General features: G+C 72.4%; 26 protein-coding genes, 1 pseudogene and 1 riboswitch. Of the genes and pseudogenes, 13 read left to right on the forward strand and 14 right to left on the reverse strand.

What is annotated here, in order from left to right; translation table 11 throughout:
- Nucleotides 1-19 precede the first annotated feature (19 nt).
- Together ACIO3P_RS15205 and ACIO3P_RS15210 are read left to right on the forward strand one after the other, a co-directional pair.
- Complete coding sequence (locus ACIO3P_RS15205) at nucleotides 20-526, forward strand: MarR family winged helix-turn-helix transcriptional regulator (protein WP_401854896.1); 507 nt, start codon at nucleotides 20-22, stop codon at nucleotides 524-526.
- Between the two features lie 66 nt (nucleotides 527-592).
- Nucleotides 593-1459, forward strand: coding sequence for a peptidoglycan recognition protein (locus ACIO3P_RS15210; RefSeq protein ID WP_401854894.1), 867 nt, complete (start codon nucleotides 593-595; stop codon nucleotides 1457-1459).
- Here ACIO3P_RS15210 and ACIO3P_RS15215 read toward each other — a convergent pair.
- Entirely contained in the window at nucleotides 1364-2524 is a 1161-nt protein-coding gene (locus ACIO3P_RS15215; protein WP_401854891.1) for a methyltransferase domain-containing protein, read from the reverse strand. The two genes, ACIO3P_RS15210 and ACIO3P_RS15215, sit on opposite strands and share 96 nt — an antisense overlap.
- A gap of 315 nt (nucleotides 2525-2839) precedes the next feature.
- The gene (locus ACIO3P_RS15220) at nucleotides 2840-3646 is read right to left on the reverse strand and encodes an SDR family NAD(P)-dependent oxidoreductase (RefSeq protein ID WP_401854889.1); all 807 of its coding nucleotides are present in this window, start codon (nucleotides 3644-3646) and stop codon (nucleotides 2840-2842) included.
- A gap of 85 nt (nucleotides 3647-3731) precedes the next feature.
- Between ACIO3P_RS15220 and ACIO3P_RS15225 the strand changes: the two genes are divergently transcribed.
- Nucleotides 3732-4583 (forward strand): helix-turn-helix transcriptional regulator, encoded by an 852-nt coding sequence (locus tag ACIO3P_RS15225; protein ID WP_329822459.1) that lies wholly within the window; start codon nucleotides 3732-3734, stop codon nucleotides 4581-4583.
- A gap of 23 nt (nucleotides 4584-4606) precedes the next feature.
- Here ACIO3P_RS15225 and argS read toward each other — a convergent pair whose 3' ends face one another.
- A complete protein-coding gene (argS, locus tag ACIO3P_RS15230; protein ID WP_401854886.1) occupies nucleotides 4607-6379 on the reverse strand; it encodes an arginine--tRNA ligase in 1773 nt (590 codons plus the stop codon).
- Nucleotides 6380-6590: 211 nt separating this feature from the next.
- Here argS and lysS point away from each other — a divergent pair, with 211 nt between their 5' ends.
- Nucleotides 6591-8336, forward strand: coding sequence for a lysine--tRNA ligase (lysS, locus tag ACIO3P_RS15235; protein WP_329822461.1), 1746 nt, complete (start codon nucleotides 6591-6593; stop codon nucleotides 8334-8336).
- Between the two features lie 66 nt (nucleotides 8337-8402).
- Here lysS and ACIO3P_RS15240 read toward each other — a convergent pair whose 3' ends face one another.
- The 3 genes from ACIO3P_RS15240 to ACIO3P_RS15250 all read right to left on the reverse strand — a co-directional run bounded on the left by ACIO3P_RS15240 (nucleotide 8403) and on the right by ACIO3P_RS15250 (nucleotide 11999).
- Nucleotides 8403-9977 (reverse strand): DUF2637 domain-containing protein, encoded by a 1575-nt coding sequence (locus ACIO3P_RS15240; protein ID WP_401854884.1) that lies wholly within the window; start codon nucleotides 9975-9977, stop codon nucleotides 8403-8405.
- A gap of 178 nt (nucleotides 9978-10155) precedes the next feature.
- Nucleotides 10156-10974: a DUF3558 domain-containing protein gene (locus ACIO3P_RS15245; protein WP_329822463.1), complete on the reverse strand. Its 819-nt coding sequence runs from the start codon at nucleotides 10972-10974 to the stop codon at nucleotides 10156-10158.
- A gap of 146 nt (nucleotides 10975-11120) precedes the next feature.
- Nucleotides 11121-11999, reverse strand: coding sequence for a DUF3558 domain-containing protein (locus tag ACIO3P_RS15250; RefSeq protein WP_329822464.1), 879 nt, complete (start codon nucleotides 11997-11999; stop codon nucleotides 11121-11123).
- Between the two features lie 162 nt (nucleotides 12000-12161).
- Here ACIO3P_RS15250 and ACIO3P_RS15255 point away from each other — a divergent pair, with 162 nt between their 5' ends.
- Complete coding sequence (locus ACIO3P_RS15255; RefSeq protein WP_329822465.1) at nucleotides 12162-13355, forward strand: RtcB family protein; 1194 nt, start codon at nucleotides 12162-12164, stop codon at nucleotides 13353-13355.
- Between the two features lie 124 nt (nucleotides 13356-13479).
- Here the strand turns inward: ACIO3P_RS15255 and ACIO3P_RS15260 are convergent, their stop codons facing one another.
- Complete coding sequence (locus tag ACIO3P_RS15260; RefSeq protein ID WP_329822466.1) at nucleotides 13480-14253, reverse strand: SDR family oxidoreductase; 774 nt, start codon at nucleotides 14251-14253, stop codon at nucleotides 13480-13482.
- Nucleotides 14254-14323: 70 nt separating this feature from the next.
- Complete coding sequence (locus ACIO3P_RS15265) at nucleotides 14324-14680, reverse strand: YnfA family protein (protein WP_329822467.1); 357 nt, start codon at nucleotides 14678-14680, stop codon at nucleotides 14324-14326.
- Nucleotides 14681-14766: 86 nt separating this feature from the next.
- Between ACIO3P_RS15265 and ACIO3P_RS15270 the strand changes: the two genes are divergently transcribed.
- Entirely contained in the window at nucleotides 14767-15261 is a 495-nt protein-coding gene (locus ACIO3P_RS15270; protein ID WP_329822468.1) for a hypothetical protein, read from the forward strand.
- Nucleotides 15262-15291: 30 nt separating this feature from the next.
- Here the strand turns inward: ACIO3P_RS15270 and ACIO3P_RS15275 are convergent, their stop codons facing one another.
- Together ACIO3P_RS15275 and ACIO3P_RS15280 are read right to left on the reverse strand one after the other, a co-directional pair.
- A complete protein-coding gene (locus ACIO3P_RS15275) occupies nucleotides 15292-16026 on the reverse strand; it encodes a Mut7-C RNAse domain-containing protein (protein ID WP_329822469.1) in 735 nt (244 codons plus the stop codon).
- Between the two features lie 152 nt (nucleotides 16027-16178).
- The gene (locus tag ACIO3P_RS15280; protein ID WP_401854881.1) at nucleotides 16179-16976 is read right to left on the reverse strand and encodes a DUF6597 domain-containing transcriptional factor; all 798 of its coding nucleotides are present in this window, start codon (nucleotides 16974-16976) and stop codon (nucleotides 16179-16181) included.
- Between the two features lie 79 nt (nucleotides 16977-17055).
- On the opposite strand from ACIO3P_RS15280, the gene ACIO3P_RS15285 reads away from it, so the two are divergent.
- Both ACIO3P_RS15285 and ACIO3P_RS15290 read left to right on the forward strand, forming a co-directional pair.
- Nucleotides 17056-17658: a TIGR03086 family metal-binding protein gene (locus ACIO3P_RS15285; protein ID WP_401854879.1), complete on the forward strand. Its 603-nt coding sequence runs from the start codon at nucleotides 17056-17058 to the stop codon at nucleotides 17656-17658.
- A gap of 83 nt (nucleotides 17659-17741) precedes the next feature.
- Complete coding sequence (locus ACIO3P_RS15290; RefSeq protein WP_329822472.1) at nucleotides 17742-18005, forward strand: GlsB/YeaQ/YmgE family stress response membrane protein; 264 nt, start codon at nucleotides 17742-17744, stop codon at nucleotides 18003-18005.
- 47 nt (nucleotides 18006-18052) lie between these two features.
- Here ACIO3P_RS15290 and ACIO3P_RS15295 read toward each other — a convergent pair whose 3' ends face one another.
- Nucleotides 18053-18715 (reverse strand): histidine phosphatase family protein, encoded by a 663-nt coding sequence (locus ACIO3P_RS15295; RefSeq protein ID WP_401854878.1) that lies wholly within the window; start codon nucleotides 18713-18715, stop codon nucleotides 18053-18055.
- Between the two features lie 21 nt (nucleotides 18716-18736).
- Nucleotides 18737-18893, forward strand: a riboswitch (cobalamin riboswitch).
- A gap of 37 nt (nucleotides 18894-18930) precedes the next feature.
- Between ACIO3P_RS15295 and ACIO3P_RS15300 the strand changes: the two genes are divergently transcribed.
- Nucleotides 18931-19170 carry a CbtB-domain containing protein gene (locus ACIO3P_RS15300; protein ID WP_329822474.1) on the forward strand — a complete coding sequence of 80 codons (240 nt, stop codon included), beginning with the start codon at nucleotides 18931-18933 and terminating at the stop codon, nucleotides 19168-19170.
- A gap of 46 nt (nucleotides 19171-19216) precedes the next feature.
- Nucleotides 19217-20041 (forward strand): CbtA family protein, encoded by an 825-nt coding sequence (locus tag ACIO3P_RS15305; protein ID WP_401854875.1) that lies wholly within the window; start codon nucleotides 19217-19219, stop codon nucleotides 20039-20041.
- Here the strand turns inward: ACIO3P_RS15305 and ACIO3P_RS15310 are convergent.
- Nucleotides 20031-20666: an NAD(P)H-binding protein gene (locus ACIO3P_RS15310; protein ID WP_329822476.1), complete on the reverse strand. Its 636-nt coding sequence runs from the start codon at nucleotides 20664-20666 to the stop codon at nucleotides 20031-20033. The two genes, ACIO3P_RS15305 and ACIO3P_RS15310, sit on opposite strands and share 11 nt — an antisense overlap.
- A 99-nt stretch (nucleotides 20667-20765) precedes the next feature.
- Between ACIO3P_RS15310 and ACIO3P_RS15315 the strand changes: the two genes are divergently transcribed.
- From ACIO3P_RS15315 to cobM, 3 genes are all read left to right on the forward strand, one after another.
- On the forward strand, nucleotides 20766-21494 hold the full coding sequence (locus tag ACIO3P_RS15315; protein ID WP_401854872.1) for a TetR/AcrR family transcriptional regulator: 729 nt from the start codon (nucleotides 20766-20768) through the stop codon (nucleotides 21492-21494).
- A gap of 95 nt (nucleotides 21495-21589) precedes the next feature.
- On the forward strand, nucleotides 21590-22936 hold the full coding sequence (cbiE, locus tag ACIO3P_RS15320; protein ID WP_401854870.1) for a precorrin-6y C5,15-methyltransferase (decarboxylating) subunit CbiE: 1347 nt from the start codon (nucleotides 21590-21592) through the stop codon (nucleotides 22934-22936).
- Complete coding sequence (gene cobM, locus ACIO3P_RS15325) at nucleotides 22933-23706, forward strand: precorrin-4 C(11)-methyltransferase (protein ID WP_401854867.1); 774 nt, start codon at nucleotides 22933-22935, stop codon at nucleotides 23704-23706. Before cbiE ends, cobM begins: the two co-directional genes overlap by 4 nt.
- Nucleotides 23707-23791: 85 nt before the next feature.
- Here cobM and ACIO3P_RS15330 read toward each other — a convergent pair.
- Together ACIO3P_RS15330 and ACIO3P_RS15335 are read right to left on the reverse strand one after the other, a co-directional pair.
- Nucleotides 23792-24406, reverse strand: a pseudogene (locus ACIO3P_RS15330) (N-acetylmuramoyl-L-alanine amidase); the annotation flags it as partial.
- Nucleotides 24407-24578: 172 nt separating this feature from the next.
- On the reverse strand, nucleotides 24579-25730 hold the full coding sequence (locus ACIO3P_RS15335; RefSeq protein WP_401854866.1) for a cobalt-precorrin-5B (C(1))-methyltransferase: 1152 nt from the start codon (nucleotides 25728-25730) through the stop codon (nucleotides 24579-24581).
- Between the last annotated feature and the right edge of the window lie 10 nt (nucleotides 25731-25740).

Consider the following 25740-nt stretch of genomic DNA (forward strand, 5'->3'; position numbering starts at 1 on the left):
TTGTGACCAGGGAGCAGCAATGCCCGACACCACCTCATCGGAGCTCCCGGAGCTGCCGAAGCTCCCGGAGCTCCCGGACGCGGCGCGCGACGGGCGAATGAGCTACGCCATCTTCCAGCTCGCCCGCGCCCACCGCGGCCACGCCGCCGCCATGCTGCGCGCCCTGAACCTGCACCCGGGACAGGAACTGCTGCTGATGCAGCTCTTCGACCGCGACGGTCAGACACAGGCGGAACTTCTGGAGCGTGCCGGCCTCGACCACTCCACCGTCTCGAAGTCGCTGCGCCGCATGCAGGAGGCCGGACTGCTCACCCGGGAGCCCGCTCCCCACGACCGGCGGGTCATGGTGGTCAGCCTCACCGATGCCGGTCGCGCCCTGCGGGAGCCCATCGCCGACATGTGGCGCGCCCTGGAGAAGATCTCCGTACGCGATCTGACCCATGACCAGGTCGAGATGTTCACCGCGTGTGCGCACACCATCGAGAAGTCGGTCAGGGACCACAGCCGGCAGGCATCTGCCGGGTAGGGGTTCGTTCACCCGGCCGGCGTACACAGCAGCCCGGTGCGGCGGACGCGGGCGCAATGTGGGGCCATGGGGCGACGCAGGGCGGACCGGGTCAGGGTGGCGGCAGCGCTCTGCCTGCCGGGGCTCCTCCTCGTGACCTGCGACGCCCCCGACCGCGACCGGTCGGCCCCGGCCCGCCGCGAAGCGCGCGCCCGGCCGGAGGGGGCGCCGAGGCCGCCCGTGGTGGAGCGGCGGGTCTGGCGGGCGGACGAGGGGGCCGTACGGGAGAAACCGCTGTACACCGGTCCCGTACAGGCCGTGTTCGTGCACCACACGCTGCACTCCAACAACTACGACTGCGCGACCGACGTGCCCGCCATGCTGCTGTCGATGGAGCGGCACCACATCAACGGCATGGGATGGGACGACCTCGGCTACAACTTCGTCGTGGACCGCTGCGGAACCATCTACGAGGGGCGCGCGGGCGGCGTCGACCGGGCGGTCAAGGGGGCGCACACGAAGGGCTTCAACGAGCGCAGCGTCGGCATCGCCGCCCTCGGCCACTTCGAGAAGGGCGAGCCCGTTCCCGCGCGCATGCTCCGGGCCATGGCGGCGGTGGCGGCGTGGAAACTGGGGCCCGGGGTGGACCCGAGGGGGCGGACACGGCTGGTCTCCAGCAGCGACGGCAGCCGGTATCCGGAGGGCACGCAGGTCGAGCTGAGCGTGATCTCGGGCCACCGCGACGAGTACGACACCACCTGCCCCGGCGACGCGTTGTACGACGCGCTGCCCCGCCTGCGCGAGGAGACGGCCCGCCTGCGGCCCGGACCCGGTCCGGTGGGCGGCGGTCCGGTCGGGTCAGGGGTGCGCGGGCAGGGCGTGCCCCGGGGCGTCGAGCCAGAGGCGCTGTCCGGCGGGGGTGACGGTGAGCCCGTACCGGGTACGGACCGGTGAGCCGGCCCGCTGCCACCAGGCGTACGCGGCCTCCACCTCGCTCCACAGGGCGCGGGGGCCGTGCTGGTGGAGGGGATGGGTGTCCGCGCCCGGGACATGGTCGACGCTCGCCCAGGAGCCGGTGGAGTGGTCGGCCAGCCAGAGGGTGAACTCGCCGCCGGGGCCGTGGCCGACGCTGAAGCGGCAGTCGGGGACGAGCAGACCGGCGGTGAAGGCGGCGTCCTCGTCGCCGAGGACGGAGCGGGGGTCGAGGCCGGTGGTCGCGCGCTTCGGCGCGGTCGCGGGGGGCCGCGTTCGTACGGTGGCCATCACGTCGCGGTGGGGCGTCTCGCCCCGGTTCCACATGAACGCGGAGTCACCGACGACCGGGCCGCTCGCGGTGCCGTCCCCGGCCCGGGTGAGACGCAGGAGCACGCCGTTGTAGAGGCCCGTTCCCCACGGCAGCACGATGACCCCGCCGGGGGCGGTCTGCTCGACCAGGGCGTACGGCACCGTATGCAGGGCGCAGGTGACGATCGTACGGTCGTACGGCGCGTGCGCGGGGCTGCCGAGCGTGCCGTCGCCGGTGACGACGGTGGGCGCGTAACCGGTGCTCTTCAGGTTCGCCCGCGCCGCGTCCGCGATACGGGGATCCACCTCCACGGAGACCACGTGGCGGTCGCCGAGCCGCTCGGAGAGGAGCGCGGCGTTGTAGCCGGTGCCCGTGCCGATCTCCAGCACGCTCATGCCGTCGGCGACGTCGAGGGCGTCGAGCATGAGCGCGACGACGCGCGGCATGCTCGCGGAGCTGCACGGGACGCGCGCCGTCTCGCTGCCGTCCCCTTCGATGCGGACGTCCTCGACGTGGGTGACGAGGGCCTGATCGTCGTGGGCGAGGGCGCCCCACCGGGCGGGCTCGGCGGTGCGGTCGACCGGGTGGTAGCCGTCCTCGCCGCGGATCCAGACGCGGTCGGGGAGGAACCGTGCCCGGTCGACCCGGGCGAAGGCGTCACGCCACGCGGGCGTGAGGTGCCCGGCTCGGGTCAACCGGTCGGCGAGGGGCGCCGCAGAGCCTTCTCCGCTCACCGCTTCGGTGTCTCCGGACGCTTCGGATCGGGCGGAGGGATGGGCCTGTCGGGCTTGTGGCCGTCGCTCTCCGCTGTGTCGGGTTTGCCGCCGTGATCACCGGCCATCCGGGCCTCCTTCACGCATCTGATTACTATGAGTTACTGAGCGTATCGGAGCGTGCCGGCGGAGGAAAGGGGCCGCCGCCGGTCGGTGGTTGCGTGCGGTGGCGAAGAGGGGGCGCGCAGGCGGCTCTGCGCCTGTGCCGAGGTTGAGCGTGGCGGCGCCGCACCGGTCCGACCTGCTCTTTCGCCCACGGCAGGCCGCGCCCCCCGGTCAGGCCGCGCGCAGGCCGCCGTCGACCGCCAGGACCTCCCCGGTGACGTAGGAGGCGCGGTCGCTGAGGAGCCAGGCGGCTGCCTCGGCGATCTCGGCGGGGTCGGCCGCGCGGCGCAGCGGGGTGTGTGCCCTCACCTGGTCGATGACGCCCGGCGTCTCCGCGTCCCAGTCGTGGAGCATGTCGGTGAGCGTGCCGCCGGGGGCGACGGCGTTGACGCGGATGCCTTCCGGGCCGTACGTCACGGCGGCCGACTCGGTGAGGCTGTTCACCCCTCGCTTCATCACGCCGTAGGCGGGCAGCACGGGGTTGCCCCTCCAACTGCCGACGGACGAGACGTTGACGATGGCGCCCGTGCCGGCCGTGGCCCGGATCGCGGAGACCTCGGCGACGAGAGCCCGCCAGACGCCCTTGAGGTTCACGTCGTAGAGGGCGTCGAACTCCGCCTCCTCGGTCAGGTCCATCGGGCCGGGGTGCTGGCCGATCGCCCCGTTGTTGAACGCGACGTCGAGGCGGCCGTACAGCTCCACGGTGCGGTCGACGGCGGCCCGTACGCTCGCCGCGTCGGCCAGGTCGCACACCACGTGGTCGGCGGTGCCGCCCGATGCCCGGATCTCCTCGGTCACCGCCTTGAGCTGTGCCTCCGTACGGGCCGCGAGGAGCACCCGGGCGCCCTCCCGGGCGAACAGGCGGGCCGCGGCGGCGCCGATGCCGCGGCCGGCGCCGGTGAGGAAGGCGACCTTGCCGGCCAGCAGGCCCTGCGCGGTGGGGGTGGGAGCGGGGGTGGGGGTCTGTGTGTGGTCCATGTCGGTAAGCCTGCGACCGCGGGCGGGGCGTATCCAGGCACCGGCGGTACCTGGATGGGGCCCCGGCGCCGCGCACACTGGAGGTATGGACCGACACGAACTCGCCGGATTTCTCCGCAGCAGGCGCGAGCGGATCGCCCCTGGCGATGTCGGGCTGCCCGCCGGTCCGCGCCGCCGTACCCCGGGGCTGCGCCGGGAGGAGGTGGCCCAGCTCGCGTACGTCTCGACCGAGTACTACACGCGCCTGGAGCAGGCCAGGGCCCCGCGCCCGTCGGGCGAGGTGCTCGCCGGGGTGGCCCGGGCCCTGCGCCTGACGGATGCCGAGCGCGACCACCTCCACCACCTCGCCGGCGCCCCGCCCGCCCCGCCGTCCGGGCCCTCGCGCGAGGTGCGGCAGAGCATCCTCGACCTCTTGCAGCGCTTGCCGCAGGCCGCCGGGATGGTCCTGTCCGCGACGCAGGAGGTGCTCGCCTGGAACGACCTGGCCGCCGCGCTCGTCGCGGACTTCTCCGCGCTGTCCCGGCCGGAGCGCAACCTCCTGCGCTGGGCCTTCCTGGAACCGCACCGGGGGCAGCGGCTGCTCCAGGTCCCGGCGGACGCGGAGGCGTTCGCCCACTCCGCCGCCCGGCACCTGCGTGCCGTGGCCGCGCGCTATCCCGACGACCCCGAGGTGGCCGCGCTGGTGGGCGACCTGCTCTCCGGCAGCGCGGAGTTCGCCCGGCTGTGGGACGCCCACGAGGTACGTACCGAGCCCGCCCTGACCAAGACCATCACCCACCCGCTGATCGGCCCCATCACCGTCAACTGCGATGTCCTCGACATCGCCGACCGGGACCAGCAGGTCGTCATCTACACGGCCGAACCCGGCACCCCGGCGCAGGAGCAGCTACGGCTCCTGTCGGTGATCGGCACACAGCGCATGGACGTGCCCGGCTGACCGGGGAGACCGAGCGCGATCCCTCAGAGGCGCTCGGGCGCCTGGATGCCCAGCAGCGCCAGGCCCTGCTTCAGCGTGCGGGCGGTGACCGCGCAGAGGAAGAGGCGGTTCTCCACCAGCTCGCGCGGGTTGTCGTCGCTCAGGACGTGGCACTGGTCGTAGAACGTCGTGAACAGCGACGAGAGCTGGTACAGGTACGCGGCCAGCTTGTGCGGCTCGTACGACGACGCCACCTCCGCCAGGACCTCGCCGAACTGGTCCACGTGCAGCCCGAGCGCCCGCTCCGCCGGGGCCAGGGACAGCTCCGGGTGGGCCAGGGGGGCCGTGTCGCCCGCCTTGCGGAGGATGGAGCGGATACGGGCGTGCGCGTACTGGATGTAGACGGACGTGTCGCCGTTCAGCGAGACCATCTGGTCCAGGTCGAACTTGTAGTCACGGGCCGCCGACGTCGACAGGTCGGCGTACTTCACCGCGCCGATCCCGACCTGCTTGCCGCGCTCGGCGATCTCGTCCTCGCTCAGGTCGCGGGCCTTCTCCCGGACGACCGCCGTCGCCCGCTCGACCGCCTCGTCCAGCAGGTCGACCAGCCGGACCGTCTCGCCCTCACGGGTCTTGAACGGCTTGCCGTCCTTGCCCAGGACCGTACCGAAGGCGAGCTGGACCGCCTTGACCTCGTCGTTCAGCCAGCCGGCCCGGCGGGCCGTCTCGAAGACCATCTTGAAGTGCAGCGACTGGCGCGCGTCCACCACGTACAGCAGGGTCGACGCGTCCAGGTTGCCCACCCGGTCGCGGATCGCGGAGAGGTCCGTGGCCGCGTAGCCGTAGCCGCCGTTCGTCTTCTTGACGATCAGGGGGACCTGGTTGCCGTCCGGGCCCTTCACGTCGTCGAAGAAGACGCACAGCGCGCCCTCGGAGCGGACCGCGACGCCGGACTCCTCAAGGATCCGGCAGGTCTCCTCCAGCATGTCGTTGTAGCCGGACTCGCCGACGATGTCGGGGTCCCGGATCTCCATGTCGAGCTGGTCGAAGACCGAGAAGAAGTAGATCTTCGACTCGTCCACGAAGCGCTGCCAGAGGGCCAGCGTCTCCTTGTCCCCGGCCTGGAGGTGCACCACCCGGTCCCGGGAGCGCGCCTTGAACGCCTCGTCGCCGTCGAAGAGCGCCCGCGACGCCTTGTAGAGGCGGTTCAGGTTGGACATCGCCGTCTCGCCGTCCAGCTCGGCGGCGGTGGCGGTGGCGTCGTGGTCCAGCTCGTGCGGGTGCTCGATCAGGTACTGGATGAGCATGCCGAACTGGGTGCCCCAGTCGCCGATGTGGTGACGCCGCACCACCCGCTCGCCCGTGAACTCCAGGATCTCGACCATCGCCGCGCCGATCACCGCCGACCGCAGATGCCCGACGTGCATCTCCTTCGCCACGTTCGGCTGCGCGTAGTCGACCACCGTCGTGCCGGACTTCTCCGCGTACGGGACGCCGAGCCGGTCGTCCGCCGCGCGGGCCGCCAGGGTCTCGATGATCGCCCGGTCCGCGACCGTGATGTTGAGGAAGCCGGGGCCAGAGACCTCGATCTCCTCGATCAGGCCGGGCGCCGTCAGCGCCGACACGACCTGCGCCGCCAGCTCTCTGGGGTTGCCCTTGAGCTTCTTCGCGAGCGCCAGGATGCCGTTGGCCTGGTAGTCCGCCCGGTCGCTTCGGCGCAGCAACGGATCGGCGGAACCGGCCTCCGGCAGGGCAGCCGAGAGAGCGTCCGCGATGCGCTGATCGACGGTCGAGGCGAGGGAAGTGACCGGGGCCATGGGCTGGGTGCCGTTCCTGTCGGGGGAGGGTGTGCCGCGGAGGCCGCGAGTCCGCGTGTCCGCGAGTCCGCACGTTCCGCGAGAAAGTCCTCCCAGTATCCCATGGGGAACAAAGCCATTTTCGCTCTGTCGGTGGTACCTGGGACAATGGCGGACGCCAGGTTTGTTGGGCGTACGAGATCGTTTGAGCGTACGAGGAAAGAAGAAGGACGTGCCGATCGTGGCTCAGAGCACCGAGACCGACTGGGTCTCCCGTTTCGCGGATGATGTCATCGCCGAGGCGGAGCGACGTGCGCCTGGCACGAAACCGGTCGTCGTCGTCGCGTCCGGTCTCTCCCCCTCGGGCCCGATCCACCTGGGGAACCTCCGCGAGGTCATGACCCCGCACTTCGTCGCGGACGAGATCCGCCGGCGCGGGTACGAGGTCAGGCACCTGATCTCCTGGGACGACTACGACCGCTACCGCAAGGTCCCGGCGGGCGTTCCCGGTACGGACCCGTCCTGGGCCGAGCACATCGGCAAGCCCCTGACCTCGGTGCCCGCCCCGGCCGGGTCCGCGTACCCGAACTGGGCCGAGCACTTCAAGGCCGCGATGACCGAGGCGCTGGCCGAGCTGGGCGTCACGTACGACGGGATCAGCCAGACCGAGCAGTACACCTCCGGGGTGTACCGCGAGCAGATCCTGCACGCGATGAGGCACCGCGCGGACATCGACGCGATCCTCGACCGGTACCGGACCAAGGACAAGCCGAAGAACCAGCAGAAGCAGAGCCAGAAGAAGGCCGAGGAGGCCGAGCTGGAGGCCGCCGAGGGCTCCGGCGCCGCCGCCGAGGACGACGGCAGCGGCGGCTCGGCCGGCTACTTCCCGTACAAGCCGTACTGCGGCGGCTGCGGCAAGGACCTGACGACCGTCACCGCGTACGACGACGCGACGACGGAGCTGACGTACACCTGCGCGGAGTGCGGCTTCTCCGAGACCGTCGCGCTCAGCGAGTTCAACCGCGGCAAGCTGGTCTGGAAGGTCGACTGGCCGATGCGCTGGGCGTACGAAGGCGTGATCTTCGAGCCGTCCGGGGTGGACCACTCCTCGCCCGGGTCCTCGTTCGTCGTCGGCGGCCAGATCGTGCGCGAGATCTTCGACGGGGTGCAGCCCATCGGCCCGATGTACGCCTTCGTCGGCATCTCCGGGATGGCGAAGATGTCGTCCAGCAAGGGCGGCGTACCCACCCCGGCCGACGCGCTGAAGATCATGGAGGCGCCGCTGCTGCGCTGGCTGTACGCGCGCCGCCGGCCCAACCAGTCGTTCAAGATCGCCTTCGACCAGGAGATCCAGCGGCTGTACGACGAGTGGGACGCGCTGGAGCGCAAGGTCGCCGACGGCTCCGTCCTCCCGGCCGACGCCGCCGCGTACACCCGGGCGACGACCACGGCCGCCGGAGAGCTGCCCCGCACGCCGCGCCCGCTGCCGTACCGCACCCTCGCCTCGGTCGTGGACATCACGGCCGGCGCCGAGGAGCAGACCCTGCGGATCCTCAGCGAGCTGGACCCCGAGCACCCGCTGTCCTCACTGGAGGAGGCGCGCCCCCGGCTCGACCGCGCGGAGAACTGGATCACCAGCCAGGTGCCGGCCGAGGCACGCACGATCGTGCGCGCCGAGCCCGACGAGGAGCTGCTGGGCTCGCTGGACGACGAGGGGCGCGAGTCGCTGCGGCGGCTGCTCGAAGGGCTGGACAGCCACTGGTCGCTGGACGGGCTGACGACGCTCGTCTACGGCGTGCCCAAGGTGATGGCGGGCCTGGAGCCGGACGCCAAGCCCACGCCCGAGCTGAAGATCGCACAGCGGTCGTTCTTCGCGCTGCTGTACCGGCTGCTGGTGAGCCGGGAGACCGGGCCGCGGCTGCCCACCCTGCTGTTGGCGGTCGGCGCGGACCGGGTACGGAAGCTGCTCGGCGCCTGAGCGGTGCCGGTGTGGGTGTGAGTGTGGGGAGGGGAGAACTCCCCTCCCCACACTCACACGACTCGCTCAGGCGATGTACTCGTTGTTGTCCAGCTCCGACTGGTAGCGGGAGCCGAAGTCCTTGAGATAGGGCTTGAGCGAGTTCTCGCTCAGCGGGTTGCCGCCACGCCCCGTGATGCCGTACAGGTCCATCAAGTAGATGCCGAACTGACGGGCGTTGGGGAAGCCGCCGTACTCGTTGACGTACTTGCGGAAGGCGCTGAAGTACGCCTCCTCACGGGTGATGTCGTCCGGCAGACCGGAGACGGGCTGGTCCTCGACCGCCTCCTCCGGCCGGGCCTGGCCCTGGCCCTGGCCCTGGTCCTGCTGCTGGGGCTCGGCGTACTGCGACGGGGACACCTGGCCCGGAATGCCGCCCAGGGGACGGCGGTTGCGCCCCGGCACGGGGACGGGGCCGCCGTCGGGGGTGCCTTCCGGGCCGGAGGGGACCCGCACCGGGGTCGGCTCAAGTCCCTCGACGTACGTGGGGTTGTACGCACCCTCGTACGCGCCCTCGGGCACCTGCGGCGCCGCGAACCAGGGGCTCACCTGCGTGGGCCCGGGACCCTGCTGCTGGGGCGACTGCTGCGCCTGGGGCTGCTGTTGGGGCTGCTGCTGGGGCTGCTTCTGGAGGCGCTCAGGTGTGGCGGCCGGGATCTCCCGCTGCTGCTGCGGGAGTTGCGGCTGCTGGACCTGCTGGACCTGCTGGACCTGCTGGACCTGCTGAGGCTGTTCCTGGTCCTGCTGCTGGTCCTGCTGCTGGTCCGGCCCCTGCACCGGCGCCCGGTCCTGTACCGGCCCCTGCACCTGGGGCTGCTCCTGGACCGGCGCCGCTGGTATCTCGGCCTTGGCCTGCGGGAGTTCGGCCAGGGCCGGCACCGGCTCGGGGGTGGGCGCGGGCGGCAGCAGCACCGGTTCGATCCCGGCCGCGGCCAGCCCCGAGGGGGCCGTGTCGGCGAGCGGTACGCCGTACTTCGCGAGCCGCAGCGGCATCAGCGCCTCGATGGGCGCCTTGCGCTTCCAGTTGCGGCCGAACCGGGCCTGGAGGCGCGACTGGTAGATGAGCCGGTCCTGTTCGAGCTTGATGACCTGCTCGTACGACCGCAGCTCCCACAGCTTCATCCGGCGCCACAGCATGAACGTGGGGACGGGCGAGAGCAGCCAGCGCGTCAGCCGTACGCCCTCCATGTGCTTGTCGGCGGTGATGTCCGCGATCCGGCCCACCGCGTGGCGCGCCGCCTCGACCGACACGATGAACAGGAGCGGGATGACCGCGTGCATCCCGACACCGAGCGGGTCCGGCCAGGCCGCCGCGCCGTTGAAGGCGATGGTGGCGGCCGTCAGCAGCCAGGCCGACTGGCGCAGCAGGGGGAACGGGATCCGCATCCAGGTCAGGAGCAGGTCCAGCGCGAGCAGTACGCAGATACCCGCGTCGATACCGATCGGGAAGACCAGTGAGAATTTTCCGAAGCCCTTGAGCTCGGCGAGTTCGCGTACGGCGGCGTAGGAGCCCGCGAAACCGATCGCGGCGATGATCACCGCTCCGGTGACCACGACCCCGATGAGTATCCGGTGCGTACGTGTCAGCTCCATCGCGGCCACCCGCGATCCCCTCCCGTTTTCGGCATCAGGTACATGACGTCCTGACGTCATCTGGCGGGCACAGCCTGGCACATGTGTGCGGATGACGTGGCGCGGGGAGCGGGGAGCGGCCCTCCGGAGAGGGCCGCGTTCCCGGCAAAAGGGGAGAAAAAGGGGCGGTCGGCGACCGTGATCGTGTTTACTCGGACTTTGCCTTGGCGTCGGAGTCCACGGGCGCGCCGGACGATTCCGGCTTGCCGGGCGACTTGCTCGACGAGGAGTCGGCGCCGTCCGAGCCGCCGGAGCCGTCCGCCCCGCCGGCGCCGCCGGAGACCGCCGCCACGGCCTCCTTCGCGGCGCTCACCGCGTCCTTCGACAGATCGGCGACGCTGGGGGACTTGGCGCCCGCGTAGCCCGTGCCGTTGTAGGTGAGGGTGATGACGACGTTCTCCGTACGGGCCACGACGGTGGCGTACGAGAAGTTCGCGTCGCTCTTCTTGAGCGTGTACGTGATTGTGCTCGCCTCGTTACCGATGCCGGCCCCGGGAGCCGTCTTGACGTCCTTGGCCGTCTCGGTGCCCTGGGCGCTCGCGAGCTCCTTCGTGTAGTACTCACCGGCCCGCTTGGCACCGCTGCCGAGCGTCGTGTCGGAGTCGTACCGCATGAGGGAGACGTCGAGCCACCGGTACTGGGACCCCTTGACGCCCTTGTCGTCCAGGCCGTTCCAGGAGCAGCTCCCGCGCGTGGCGACGTCGCTGGACTTGCCCTCCGTGCCGCCCTTGACCTTGGCCTTCGGGACCATCGAGTCGACCGTCTTGCCGCTGACCGTCTTGCACGCGTCGGGCAGCGCGCTGAACTTCGCGGGCGCGACGGTGGGGGACGGGGCGCGGGAGGGGGTGGTGGAGTTGTCCGCGTCGCTCTTGTCGCCGGAGTCGGACGAGCAGCCGGCGACGGCGAGCATCACCGGAACGGCTGCGCAGGCGAGTATGCGGGTGAGTCGCGAGGCTGATCGGTGCATGGTTCCTTCAGGGTCCTTGAGGCGGTCGCGTGCGGTCTCTCGTGCGGTCGCGTGCGGCCACGGTAACTGCCGCGCCCGCCCCGCGGGGCCCGGAGCCGGACTCCGGTGCGGGGCGGCGGGCGGGCCGTACCCGCCCCCGCCCGTCCCTACTCGTTGAGCTGGTCGACGAGCGTACGGGCCAGTCCCCGCGCCTTGTCCTGGAGTTCTTTGCTGTCGGGGACCTCGGTGGAGAGGGCCGGCTGCTCGGTGTACCGGACGGTCACGATCACGTTCGATGTGCGGAACACCACGCTCACCGTGCGGTGCTGGGCGGCCGAACCGGAGCGGGCGAGGACGTCGTCCAGGAAGGCGGCGTCGCCGAGGTCGTCGAGGACGCGCGGTTCGAGACCTTCGGTGGCGGTGGCGGTCGCGCCCGCGGATGCGGAGGTGGACGCCGTTCCGGAGGCCGTGGCGGAGGGGGAGACCGTCTGCGGCCCGGGGTCCGCGGCGCTGTCGGAGGCGCCGGGGGCGTCCGAAGCACCGGGAGAGCCGGACGCATCCGGCGAACCGGAGGAGGAGGCGGAGGGGGTGGCGGGGGCGATGTTCGCGCCCGCCTCCTTCTTCGCGTAGACCTCCTGCGCGCGGGTGTCGTCGCTCACAGCGGGGTCGTACGACACGACGCGCTCGACATCGATCACGAGCTGGTTCGACGCGGCGGGCGAATCGGCCTTCCAGCTACAGCCCACGCGCCGGTCGGTGTCGTACGTGACGGCGGCCGCGCCCTGGTACGCCTTCTCCTGCTGGTCCTCGGGGAGCGAGGCGGCGCCCGGCAGCAGGTCCTTGAGCGTGGAGCGCGGCACCGAGCCGCACGCCTCGCGCAGGGTCCGGTACTTGCCGGGCTGGGCCGCGGTCGCGCTGGTGGTCTCGCCGGGCTTGGAGTCGCCGGCCGAGCTGTCGTCGCCGCTGCCGGCCGAACAGCCGGCGACGGCCGCCACGAGGAGCGCCGCCAGGCCGGGTACGTACGCGCGTCGCGCCTTGAACCGCACGGTCCCGGGCTCCCTTCTCGCCAAAACTGCTTGCCGCCGGATGGCGGTCGATGGACACAATGTCTATCGCACGCGAAGCCGTCGACGCTGGTCGGCCGTCCCCTATGGCTGCCTTGGCTCCGGTTTTTGCGTTATCCAGACTTTCGGGGGAATTGAGGAAATATGTCGTACGTAGAGGTACCGGGCGCGAAGGTCCCCATCCGGATGTGGGCCGACCCGGCGACGGTCGAGGACGGCGCGATGCAGCAGCTTCGCAATGTCGCCACCCTGCCCTGGATCAAGGGCCTCGCCGTGATGCCGGACGTCCACTACGGCAAGGGCGCCACGGTCGGCTCGGTCATCGCGATGCACGGCGCGGTCTGCCCGGCGGCGGTGGGCGTGGACATCGGCTGCGGAATGTCGGCGGTGAAGACGTCCCTGACGGCGAACGACCTGCCGGGCGACCTGTCCCGGCTGCGCTCCAAGATCGAACAGGCCATTCCGGTGGGCCGGGGGATGCACGACGACCCGGTGGACCCGGGGCGGCTGCACGGATTCCCGACGGCGGGATGGGGGGACTTCTGGGAGCGGTTCGGGGGAGTCGCCGACGCGGTCAAGTTCCGTGAGGACCGCGCGGTGAAGCAGATGGGAACGCTCGGATCAGGTAATCATTTTATCGAGTTTTGTCTCGACGAGTCGGGCGCGGTCTGGCTGATGCTGCACTCCGGATCCCGGAACATCGGCAAGGAACTGGCCGACCACCACATCGGCACGGCCCAGAAGCTGCCGCACAACCAGGGCCTGATCGACCGGGACCTGGCCGTCTTCATCGCGGACACCCCGCAGATGGCGGCGTACCGGAACGATCTCTTCTGGGCGCAGGAGTACGCGAAGTACAACCGCGCGATCATGATGGGGCTCTTCCAGGACGTGGTCCGCAAGGAGTTCAAGAAGGCCCGGGTGGCCTTCGACCCGGTGATCTCCTGCCACCACAACTACGTGGCGGAGGAGCGGTACGAGGACATGGACCTGCTGGTCACCCGGAAGGGCGCGATCCGGGCCGGGAGCGGGGACTTCGGGATCATCCCGGGGTCCATGGGCACGGGTTCGTACATCGTGAAGGGGCTCGGGAACGCGGCGTCGTTCAACTCGGCCTCGCACGGCGCGGGCCGGCGGATGAGCCGTAACGCGGCGAAGCGGCGGTTCTCGACGCAGGACCTGGAGGAGCAGACGCGGGGCGTGGAGTGCCGGAAGGACTCCGGTGTCGTGGACGAGATCCCGGCGGCGTACAAGCCGATCGAGCAGGTCATCGACCAGCAGCGGGACCTGGTGGAGGTCGTGGCGAAGCTGAAGCAGGTCATCTGCGTGAAGGGCTGAGAGGGGCCGGGCCGGGCTGTGCTCGTGGGGGCCGAGCCGGGCTGTGCTCGTGGGGCCGTGGGGCCTTGGAGCCGTGGGGCCTTGGGGCCTCTTAGGCCGGGACGGTGTCCCGGCCGAAGAGCGCTCACAGCTCGCGGTGCACCTTCGTGTTGGATGCCTGGGCGCGCGGGCGGAGGACCAGGAGGTCGACGTTGACGTGGCTCGGGCGGGTGATCGCCCAGGTGATCGTGTCGGCGACGTCGTCGGCGGTCAGGGGGTCCGCCACGCCCTCGTAGACCTTGGCGGCCTTCTCCTCGTTGCCGCGGAAGCGGGTGGTGGCGAACTCCTCGGTCCTGACCATGCCGGGGGCGATCTCGATCACCCGGACCGGGGTGCCGACGATCTCCAGGCGGAGGGTTTCCGCGAGGACGTGGGCGCCGTGCTTGGCGGCGACGTAGCCCGCGCCGCCCTCGTACGTGCCGTGGCCGGCCGTGGAGGAGAGGACGACGACCGTGCCGTCGCCGCTCGCGGTGAGCGCGGGGAGCAGGGCCTGGGTGAGGTTGAGGGTGCCGATGACGTTCGTCTCGTACATCTGCCGCCAGTCGGCCGGGTCGCCGGTGGCCACGGGGTCGGCGCCGAGCGCGCCGCCCGCGTTGTTGACCAGGACGTTCACGGAGTCGAAGCGGTCCAGTTCGGCGGCGAAGGCGTCGACCGCCGCGCGGTCGGTGACGTCGAGGGCGTACGCGGTGGCCTGGTGGCCCGCGGCGGTGATCTCCGCGGCGAGGGCCTCGATCCGGTCCTTGCGGCGTGCCGTGACGACGACGTGGTGGCCCGCGGCGGCGAGGTGCCGTGCGGTGGCGGCGCCGATGCCGCTGCTCGCTCCGGTGATGACGGCGATGGGGGTCCCCGTGGCGCTCATGACGTAACTCCTCGCGCGTGTGATCGACTCCGGCCAGGATAGGCGCGGCGCGCGGCGGGGCGGGAAACGGTCAGTGGCCTCGGGGCGCGTACATGATCACGGCCATGCCGGCCAGGCAGATCAGGGCCCCCGAGACGTCCCAGCGGTCGGGGCGGTAGCCGTCGGCGACCATGCCCCAGACGATCGAGCCCGCGACGAAGATCCCGCCGTACGCGGCGAGGATCCGGCCGAACTCGCCGTCGGGCTGGAGCGTGGCGACGAAGCCGTAGGCGCCGAGGGCGATGACTCCGGCGCCGATCCAGACCCAGCCGCGTCCGCCGCTGCCGATCGCGCCGTCGCCGCGTACGCCTTGCCAGACGAGCCAGGCGCCGCCGATCTCGAAGACGGCGGCGAGGAGGAAGAGGGCGGCGGAGCGGAGCACGAGCATGCGCACAGCCTGCCATGCGGGTGATGTGGGCGTGCTGGGTGGGCGCGTGGCCCGAATGACAGTGTGATGATCACTATGTTCCGCTCATGGGTGTCATGCGGAAAGTGGTGCTGGTACTGGTGTCGGCCGCCTCGGCGGTGGCCATGGGCGCGGCCCCGGGTGCGGGAGCGGGTGTGCCGGGGAGGAACGCCGCCGCCGTCGAGGCCGATCTCGCCCATCACGGGCATGTGTCGCTGTCGGGCGGGCACCTCGTGGTCCTCCTCGGCTCCGAGAACCACGGCCCGTCCGGGCTGGCCGACGCGACCGTACGGCTCGACTTCTCGGCCCCGGTCGCCGCGGGCCAGGCGCTGCCGCCCACGTGTCTGTGGGGCGGTGACCGTACGGTCCTGTGCCGTACGGGGCTGCTCAGGCCGATCGGGCGGGGCAGCGAGCTGACGCTCGATCTGCGGACGACCGGCAGGCCGGACGAGATCGTCGTACGGATCGACACCGCGTGGAACGGCGGCGCGGACGACCTCAACCTGGAGAACCACCGGCACCGGGTCCTCGCGCCGGACACCGGGGACCGGTACGCCTTCTGAGGAGTTGGGTCCCGGGCCCTCGGCCCCGGGTCACGCCGCCGCGTCGCCGAACTCGCGTACCGCGTCGTCGACGATCGCCGCAAGGCGGGCGTGGTGGGCGCCGCGCCAGTAGACCCGTCCGCAGGCCGCGCAGCGGGCGAAGACGTCGTAGCCGCGCTGGGTGCCGTGCTGGAGCTGTTCCTGCACGGACTCCTTGTCCGCCGGGCCCAGTTCGCCGTTGCAGGCGGTGCAGCGGGTCCAGGGCGCGAGGACCGGGGCGAAGCGCTGGAGCACGTCCCTGAGCTGGTCGTCCGGGCGGTCGCTGTAGATGTACGCGCCGGCCCAGATCTCGCGGCGGCGCAGCAGCCCGCGGTCGCGGGAGAGCATCACCCGGCGTTCGGCGGCGGAGAGCGTGGCCAGGGCCGGATCGCCCAGGTCCTCGCTCTCGTACGCCGCGTCGACGCCCAGCAGCCGCAGCCGGCGCGCGAGGGTGCCGAGGTGGACGTCGAGGAGGAAGCGCAGGGGCGCGCCGGGCACGGGCTGCGGCCGGGGCACGGACCGTACGTCCACGGACTCGCCCGCGGCCGGGATGTGCGAGAAGGGCACCTCGCGGCCGTCGACCAGCAGCGGTCCCGCCTCGGTGAGCGGGATGCCGAGGGATTCGACGGCGTGGCCGAGGGTGGACGAGCCGTCGGTGCGCAGGGCCGTACGTCCCGCACGGCGCTCGGCCGAGACGAAGAGGCGCAGTTCGGGGGCGATGGCGATCTGGATCTCCGGTCCGTTCACGCCGCCAGGATGCCACCGCGCGACCGGGCGGGCCAGGCATTTCCCGGCCGTGCGGGGTGGTCCGGCAACGGGGCTTCCGCCGCGGCCTTCCCGGCCTTGTCGCCCTCCTCGGCCTTCTCCGCTTTCTCGGCCTTCTCGGCTTCTCCGCCGCGTCAGCGGGCGTACGCCGTGGGCGGGACCCCCACCGTCGCGGTGAAGTCCCGGACGAGGTGCGCCTGGTCGCTGTAGCCGAGGTCGGCGGCGAGCGCGGGCCAGTCGACGGCGCCCGACTCCGCGCGTTCCAGGGCCTCGTGGATGCGGTAGCGCAGGATGACCCACTTGGGGCCCACGCCCACGTACGCGGCGAAGAGGCGTTGCAGCGAGCGCGCCGAGACGCCCTCCTCCTCGGTGAGGCGGGCGACGCGCCGGATCGTACGGTCCGTCCTGATCCGGTCGACGAGGGCCATGGCGTGCAGGGCCTGCGGGTCGGGGCGCGGTGTGAGGCCCAGCAGGTGGGTGTCGAGCGCGGCCACCCGCGCGTCCTCGTCGTCCGGGTCCAGGATCGCCGCGATGTCCGTGTCCGTCGTGGGCAGGACGTCGGCGACCGGGATCCGGCGCCCCGTCCACTCCGCGACGGGCCGGTGCGGCGCGAAGGGCCGGAAGCCGCCCGGCCGGAACTGGACCCCGCAGACCCGGCCGCGGCCCGCCAGCTCCTGGGTGAACAGCTCCAGGCCGACGCCGGCGACCTCCCCGTGCGGGGCGAGGGTGCCGGAGCGCTGGAACACCACGTTCACCGAGGGGTGCGGCACCACGTGGGAGACGTACGGCTGCTCCAGGTCCCAGTCGATCAGCCAGTAGTGCTCCAGATACGGCCGCAGCGCCGGAGCGGGCTCGCGGCGGCGGAACCGTACGCGCGCGAAGAGTCCGGGGGCGTCGACGATGCCCCGGGTGTCACGCCGTGGACCAGCCATGGCCGGATCCTATGTCGCGTTTGTTCACGTGTCGCGTTTGTTCAAGACGCACGGTCTTACCGTTCCTACGGTCGGAGCCATGAGCGACAAGACCGACACCGACAAGACCGACACCAAGATCAGCGCGCTGTTGCGGGTGGCCGCGGACCGTGCCCTCCCCGTCGTCCGTGGCATCGGCGACGACCAGCTCGGCGCGCCGACGCCGTGCGCCGCGTACGACGTGCACGCCCTCGCGGACCATCTCTTCCAGGTCGTCGTGAACTTCCAGGCGCTCGCCGCGAAGCGGGACGCCGACTTCGGCGCCGCCCCCGAGCATCTCGCGGGGGAGTGGCGTGAGCGGTTCGCCGCGGAGACGGCGCGGCTCGTCGACGCCTGGGACGCGCCGGGTGCCGAGGAGGGCACGTCGGGGGCGATGGGGCTGCCGGCCAGGACGGTCGGCTCGATGGTGCTCGGGGATCTGACGGTGCACGCGTGGGACCTGGCGCGGGCGACGGGGCAGCCGTACGAGCCGGACGCCTCGCTCGTCGGGGTGCTCGTCGCGGAGTTCGGGGCGCTGGCGCCGATGGCCCGGAAGATGGGGGTGTTCGGGGAGCCGGTGGCGGTGGCGGAGGACGCCGCCGCGTTCGACGTACTGCTGGCGCTGACCGGACGCGACCCCCACTGGACGTCGCCGCGCGGCTGAGGGTTCGGCGTCCGTAAGGCGGGCACACGGTCGACGAGCACGACTTTCGCACTTTCGGCAGTAATGGGCGAAGAGGAGGGGACATGGAGATTTCCGGCATTTTCGTCGCCATCGTCGTCGGCATCGTTATCGGTGTGCTCGGACGGCTCGTGGTGCCCGGGCGCCAGCGCATCGGGGTGTTGTGGACCATCGCCGTGGGTATCGTCGCGGCGCTGGTCGGTACGTTCGTCGCGGCGGCGTTCGGCGTCGCGGACACCAGGGGCTTCGACTGGATCGAGCTGGTCATCCAGGTCGGCCTGGCGGCCGTGGGTGTGGCCGCGCTGGACCGCGCCAAGGGCCGCGGCTGACCCTCGGATCCGCTGAGCCTCGGATCTGATCCCCAGGTCCGCTGGCCTCAGATCTCCTCTCCGGCCTCCTCGCCGGCGAGCGGACGGCCGCCGAGCAGGTTCCAGCGGCCGTCCCGCCCGGTGAGTTCGGTGGCGGTCAGCGGCCGTACGTCGAACCGCCAGAACGCACCGGCGGGCGCGCCGAGGGCGTGGACGGCGGCGGCGCGCACGATGTCCGGTTCGGTCACGGCGACCACCCGGGGCGTGCCGGGGTCCAGCGCGTCGAGCCACCGGCCGACACGGGCGTACAGCGCGAGCAGGGACTCCCCGCCGTGCGGCGCGGCGGCCGGGTCGGTGAGCCAGGTGCTCACCGACCGCGGTTCCTCGGCGGCGACCTCGTCGAGGGTCCTGCCCTGCCAGCGGCCCATGGCCCACGGCGCCAGGTCGGTCAGCGGCCGGGCGTCCAGGCCGAGCAGGCCGGCGGTCGTACGGCAGCGGGGCGAGGGCGAGACGTACACGGCGGACGTTCGGGCGCCGCGGAGGAAGTCCTCCCGTACGGCTTGGGTCTGACGCACCCCGGCGGCGTCCACCGCGCTCCCCGGCCCGGGGTCGGGCGGGCCGGGCGCCTCCGGTTGCGCGGGTTGCTCAGGTTGCTCGGGTTCCTCGCCGAAGCGGGCCGCGCGCAGGGCCGGTCCCATGGCGGGTGAGATGAGCAGGACGCGGATCGTCATGACAAGGCCCCCTTGGCCCGTCTGCCGGTTCGCGGTACCTTCACGTCGATATCCACGACGGCGAGACGGAAGTCCGGTGAGATTCCGGCACGGTCGCGCCACTGTATGCCGGGTGCCGGCCGCGTCACACGCGGCGGGGGTCCGGTGAGTCAGACCCGAAGGCCGTCGTTCGAGCTCCATGCAACGGGACGCGAGTTCCCCAAGGAGGATGTGCCATGGCTCAGTCCATTGCGCCCACGACCACGGCCGTTTCGCCCACCTCGTCCACCGCCGCCGTTCCGGCTCCGCTTCCACTGCGCGCCGTTCTGCCGTGGGCGGTCTTCGTCGGCACCCTGATGCTGGTGCTGCTCTACTTCGTCGGCGCCGAGCAGGGCGCGACGTCGGTGATCTCCGGTGCCGGTGTGCACGAGTGGGTGCACGACGGCCGTCATCTCCTCGGCTTCCCCTGCCACTGACCTGACGGCGAACCACGGAGCACGGAGATAACGGAGATATACGCGCATGCATGCCTCCACCGTCAGAAACCTCCTGGTCCGCGGCATGGTCGCGGGCGTGCTGGCAGGGCTTCTCGCCTTCACGCTGGCCTATTTCGCGGGTGAGCCGTCCGTACGGGACTCCATCGCGCAGGAGGAGGCCCGGTCGGCCCCGGCGCATCAGCACGGCGGGGCGGGGGACTCCGCCGCGGCCGAGGAGGAAGAGGAGGAACTGGTCAGCAGGCCGGTCCAGTCGACGTTCGGGCTCGCCACCGGCGTGCTGGTGTACGGGGTGGCCCTGGGCGGTATCGCCTCGCTGGTCTTCGCCGTGAGCCTGGGCAGGATCGGCCGGTTCGGTCCGCGGGCGACCGCCGCCCTGGTCGCGGGGGCCGCCTTCACCACCGTCTATCTGGTGCCGTTCCTGAAGTATCCGGCGGCGCCGCCCGCCGTCGGCAGCCCGGACACCATCGGGAAACGCACCACGCTGTTCTTCCTGATGATCCTGCTCAGTGTGTTGCTGGCGGTCGCCGCCGTCATCGCGGGCAGACGGCTGGCGCCGCGGCTCGGCAACTGGAACGCGTCGCTCGTCGCGGGCGGCGGTTACGTGGCCGTCCTGGCGTTGGCGTGTCTGGTGCTGCCCGCCAACACCGACGCCGTTCCCGCGTCGTTCCCCGCCGCGCTGCTGTGGGAGTTCCGGCTCGCGTCGCTCGGTGTGCAGGCGCTGCTGTGGACGGCCTTCGGGCTGATCTTCGGGGGGCTGGCCGAGAAGGCGCTCCGGGCGCGGACGGATCCCGCTTCGGCTTCCGCTTCGGCGCCGGCCACCATGGGGGCCGTGGGGGAGGTCAGTCGCTGACGCCCACCACGTGGCGGACCGTCTCGGGCGCCGCCATGAAGTCCAGCATGGCGCGGGCGACGTCCGCGCGGGCGATGTGGTTGCCGGGCGGGCCCGCGTCGACGGCGTGCCGGTAGATGCCTCTGCCCGCGCCGTTCGTCAGCCGGGGCGGCCGTACGGACGTCCAGTCCAGGTCGCTGTCGGCCAGGGTCCGTTCCATCAGCTCCAGGTCGGTGTACACCTCCCTGAGGACCGCCCACATCATGGGCGTGATCACCCGGTGCGCGAGCCAGGTCTGAGCCGCGCCCGTACGGTTCAGCGGCGCCGCGCTCACCACGACGAGGCGCCGCACCCCGGCCGCGGTCATCGCCTCCACCGTCGCCCGCGCGGCGGTGGACGCGGGCCTGACCGGGTCATGGCGGACGGCGGGGCCGATGCCGGAGAGCACGGTGTCGGCCCCGCCGACGACCTCCCCGACCGAGACGGCGTCCAGTGCGTTCGCGCGGACGACCGTGAGGTGCTCGTCCGCCAGATCCAGCCGGGCCGGGTCCCGTACCCCTGCTTTCACCTTGTGGCCGTCCGCCAGGGCGTGGATGACGATCTGCCGCCCGACGCCACCGGTGGCGCCGAGCACCGCGAGATTCATGGCCGCTCTCCGTTCCTCTTCGTGTGTGGGTGAACCCTTACCCAGGCGGTGAGTGAACACTCACTCACGTGATGAAATGACATCAGTACGATTCCTGCCATGGATCAAGAAGCAGCCTCCCCGCCGCCCCTGACCGGTGGCGCCCTGACGCGCTCGCGGATCCTCGACGCGGCGGCGCACCTGATGAGCAGCGTCGGACTGACCCGTACGACGACCAAGCAGATCGCGCGCGAGGCCGGCTGCTCGGAGGCGACGCTCTACAAGTACTTCCGCGACCAGGAGGAGATCTTCGTCCGGGTCCTGCACGAACGCGCCCCGCGCTTCACGGACGCGCTGGCGCGGCTGCCCGGACGGGTCGGCGAGGGGGAGGTGGCCGGGCATCTGGAGGAGGTGGCCCGGGTGGGCGTCCTCTTCTACCGGCGCTCGTTCCCGATGGCGGCGTCGCTCTTCGCCAGCCCCGGCCTGCTCGCGGCCCACCGCGCCAAGCTCGACCTCGCCGAAGCGGGCCCACAGGAGGCGACCCACTGCCTGGCCGGGTACCTGCGCGCGGAACAGCGGCTCGGCCGCGTGGCGGAGGACATCGACCCCGACGCGGCGGCGATGCTCCTGATCGGCGCGTGCTTCCACCGGGCGTTCCTCGACCTGTTCTTCGCCCAGGACCCCCCGGAGGGGGTGGTGCGCCCGGCGGACGAGGCGGACTTCACGCGGGAGACGGTACGGGCGCTGCTGGCGGGCATCGCGCCACCGGGTCCCGCGGCACCCGTCGCGGCACCTGTCGCAGCACCCGTCACGGGGCCCGTCGCGGGGCCGGGGGCGGGCGGACAGTAGAGTGCGAGATCGGTCTTCTCCCAGTTCAGAGGTGTACGACAGTGAGTGTCCCGCCCCCTGATGCGCCATCGCCCCCGTCCCCGTCCGGCCTGCCGGTGACCGTGGTCGGGATCGGCGCGGACGGCTGGGCCGGGCTCTCCGGCGACGCCCGGGACGCCCTGCGCGGCGCGGACGTGGTGATCGGCGGCGACCGGCAGCTCGGCCTGCTGCCGCGGAGCGAGTGCGCGGGGGAGCGGGTGGCGTGGCCGTCCCCGCTGCGCCCCGCCGTGCCCGGCCTGCTCGCCGCGCACGCTGGGCGCCGCATCGCGGTGCTGGCCAGCGGGGATCCGATGTTCTACGGGATCGGGCGGGCGCTCGGCGAGGTCGTCGGCGCCGCGGCGCTGCGGGTGGTGCCGCATCCGTCGTCCGTCTCGTACGCCTGCGCCCGGCTCGGCTGGCCGGTGGAGGACACGGAGGTCGTCACGCTCGTCGGCCGTCCCGCCGACCGGCTCACCGCGGCCCTGCACGACGGCCGCCGGGTGCTGGTGCTCAGCGCGGGGGCCGCGACGCCCGCCGAGGTGGCGGAGCTGCTCCGGGCGCGCGGCTACGGGCCGAGCCGGATGCACGTACTCGAACAGCTCGGGTCGGACCGGGAGCGGCACCTCGCCGCCACCGCCGACGCGTGGGACGAGCCCGCCGGTGACCCGCTCAACGTCGTGGCGGTCGACTGCCGCCGCGCACCCGGGACGCCGCGCCTGGGCGCCGTACCCGGGCTGCCGGACACCGCGTACGAGCACGACGGCCAGCTCACCAAGCGTCATGTGCGCGCCGCCACGCTGGGCGCGCTGGCCCCCGAACCGGGGGAGCTGCTGTGGGACATCGGCGGCGGGTCCGGGTCCATCGCGGTCGAGTGGATGCGTACGCACCCGTCCTGCCGTGCGGTGTCGGTGGAGCGCGATCCGGCGCGCGCCGAGCGCATCGGCCGTAACGCGCGGGCGCTCGGCGTCTCCGGGCTGCGCGTCGCCGTCGGCGCCGCGCCCGCCGCGCTGGCCGGACTGCCCGTGCCCGACGCGGTGTTCATCGGCGGCGGGCTGACCGCGCCGGGGCTGCTCGACGCCTGCTGGGAGGCGCTGCCCGTGGGCGGCCGGCTGGTCGCGAACACGGTGACGCTGGAGTCCGAGGCGCTGCTGGCCGAACGGTACCGGCGGTTCGGCGGGGAGCTGGTACGGCTGGCGGTCGCGCACGCGGCGCCGGTCGGCGGCTTCACGGGGTGGCGGCAGGCGATGCCGGTCACGCAGTGGGCGGTCACGAAGACATCGAAGGAACCGAAGGAACCGAAGGAATCGAAGGAATCGAAGGAATCGAAGGAACCGGTGGCCCCGGCCGGAGAATCGCGATCGGGATCGGGATCCCGATCAGAACCAGGATCGGGACCAGAACCAGGATCAGGAGACGAACGATGACGGTGTACTTCATCGGCGCCGGCCCCGGCGCCGCCGACCTGATCACGGTGCGCGGCGCCCGCAGGCTGGCCGAGTGCCGGGTGTGCCTGTACGCGGGCAGCCTCGTCCCGCGCGAACTGCTGGCCGACTGCCCGCCGGACGCGCGGCTGATCGACACCGCCAGGATGGACCTCGACGGCATCACCGCCGAGCTGGTCAGGGCGCACGGCGAGGGCCATGACGTGGCGCGGCTGCACTCCGGCGACCCGTCCGTCTTCAGCGCCGTCGCCGAGCAGATGCGGCGGCTGGACGCGGCGGGCGTGCCGTACGAAGTGGTCCCGGGCGTACCGGCGTTCGCGGCGGCGGCAGCCGCGCTCAAGCGGGAGCTGACCGTACCGACGGTCGGTCAGACGGTGATCCTGACCCGGATCGCCCAGCGGGCCACCCCGATGCCGGAGGGCGAGGACCTGGCGACGCTGGGGCGCAGCGGCGCGCTGCTGGTGCTGCACCTGGCGGCGCGGTACGTGGACCGGGTGGTGGACGAACTGCTGCCGCACTACGGCGCGGAGTGCCCGGCGGCGGTGGTGGCGATGGCCAGCCGCCCCGACGAACTGGTGCTGCGGGGCAGGCTGGACTCCATCGCCGCGCAGGTGAAGGCGGCGGGTGTGGTGCGTACGGCGGTGATCATGGTGGGCAGGACGCTGGGCGCTGAGCAGTTCAGGGACAGCCACCTGTACTCGGCGGACCGGGACCGGGACGGGGATGGCGACCACGGGTGCTCGCCCGCCTGACCCCTGGACGCACGGGAACAGCGGGACACGGAGGCGCACTCCGTGTCCCGCCGTCACCGTGTCCCGCCGACGCTCACTTCTTGGGCGGGGAGGTCTTCAGCCGCCGGGCGATCCGGTCGCGCATGCCGGGCATCCCGAACCCCTTGGGGTCGATCTTGTCGTTGGACCATTCGAGATGGCCGATGACGCTGAGCGCGCTCCACCCGTGCGCCCGGCAGATCGCCGCGCCCACCCGCTCGACCGCGTCGAGCTGGGCGGCGGGCCACGGGTCCTTCCCGTCACCGAGGTTGACGCACTCGAAGCCGTAGAAGCGGGCGTTGCCGTCCGCGCCGCCGGTGTTGCCCTGGGTGGGCTTGGGCGGCCGGTCGCCGTAGTCCTCCGCGATCACGCGTGCGAGGACCTTCGGGTCGCCGCCCCCGGCGTGGTTCGTCCGGCCGTACCCGACGAGGTGGACGACACCGGTCTTGTCGATGACGCCGTGACAGAGCGGCCCCGGCAGGGCGGCGTACCCGTCACGGCAGAGCGCCACGGAGCCCGTGGTGCCCGAGGTGACGGTGTGGTGGACCATCACGCCGTTGGCCGGGCCCCAGGGGCCCTTGTGATTACGGTTGTGCGTACGCCAGTCGCCGACCTCTTTGATCTTCACGCCCTCGGCGCGCAGGGCGGTGAGGAAGGCCGAGGCGGACAGTGGTGCTGCCATGGGATCGATTCCTTTCCGCCGTGGTGTACGTGGCCGTGCCGGGCCGCGTTCACCAGGACGGCTCGCTGACGTTCCCGTAACCGCCGACCGCCGACTGCCGACCACCGACCGCCGCCCGTCGACCGCCGCCCGTCGACCGCCGACCGCCGCACGGACGCACGGAACCCGAGCCCTACCGCTCGCTGCGTCCCACCACGGCCCCCGCCCGGTCGATGCAGATCACGTCCACCTCCACCGGCGCCCCCCGCAGCACCGCCAGCGCCTCCGCCCTGGCCCGTACCGCCACCGCGTCGCCCAGCGCGACGCCCGCCGCCTCGCACAGGCGCAGCGCCTCCAGGCCCGTGTTGGACTCCGCCACCAGGGTCGCCAGTGTCTCGTCCGCGCCCGCCGCCGAGGCCAGTTCCGCCAGGAACGCCTTGTTCACCTGGGAGCGCGCCGAGTGCAGGTCGAGATGGCCCGCCGCCAGTTTCGAGAGCTTCGCGAAGCCGCCGCAGAGCGTCAGGCGGTCGACCGGATGGCGCCGGATGTACTTGAGGACCGCCCCCGCGAAGTCGCCCATGTCCAGCAGCGCGTCCTCCGGCAGGCCGTGCACGGCCACGACCGTCTTCTCGGAGGTGGAGCCCGTGCAGCCCGCCACATGCGTACGGCCCGCCGCGCGCGCCACGTCCACGCCCCGCCGGATCGAGTCGATCCACGCCGAGCAGGAGTACGGGACGACCACCCCCGTCGTGCCGAGGATGGACAGGCCGCCCAGGATGCCCAGGCGCGGGTTCCACGTCGAGCGGGCGATCTCCTCGCCGTCGTCCACGGCGACCGTGATCTCGACGTCGCCCGTGCCGCCGTACCGCCCCGCCACCTCCGCCACATGCGCCCGCATGAGCTGACGCGGGACCGGGTTGATCGCCGGTTCGCCGACCTCCAGGGGCAGCCCGGGGCGCGTCACCGTACCCACGCCGGGGCCCGCCCGGAAGACGACGCCCGCGCCCGGCGGCAGCAGCCGTACCGTCGCGCGGACCAGGGCGCCGTGCGTGACGTCCGGGTCGTCGCCCGCGTCCTTGACCACGCCCACCGTGGCCGCCCCGGCGGACCGTTCCTCCGTGGCCAGCGCGAACGCCGGGGTCTGCCCCTTCGGCAGCGTGATCGTCACCGGGTCGGGGAAGTCGCCGGTCAGCAGGGCGGTGTACGCGGCGGTCGTCGCCGCCGTCGCACAGGCGCCGGTCGTCCAGCCGGAGCGCAGACCGGTGTGCTTGAGTTGGGCGCTGCGCCCGCCCGCGCCCGCTCCTGTGCCCGTACCCGTACCCGTCCCTGTTTGCCGCTCAGTCATGGAGAGAACC

Source organism: Streptomyces sp. NPDC087310 (genome assembly GCF_044744405.1).
Taxonomy (GTDB): domain Bacteria; phylum Actinomycetota; class Actinomycetes; order Streptomycetales; family Streptomycetaceae; genus Streptomyces.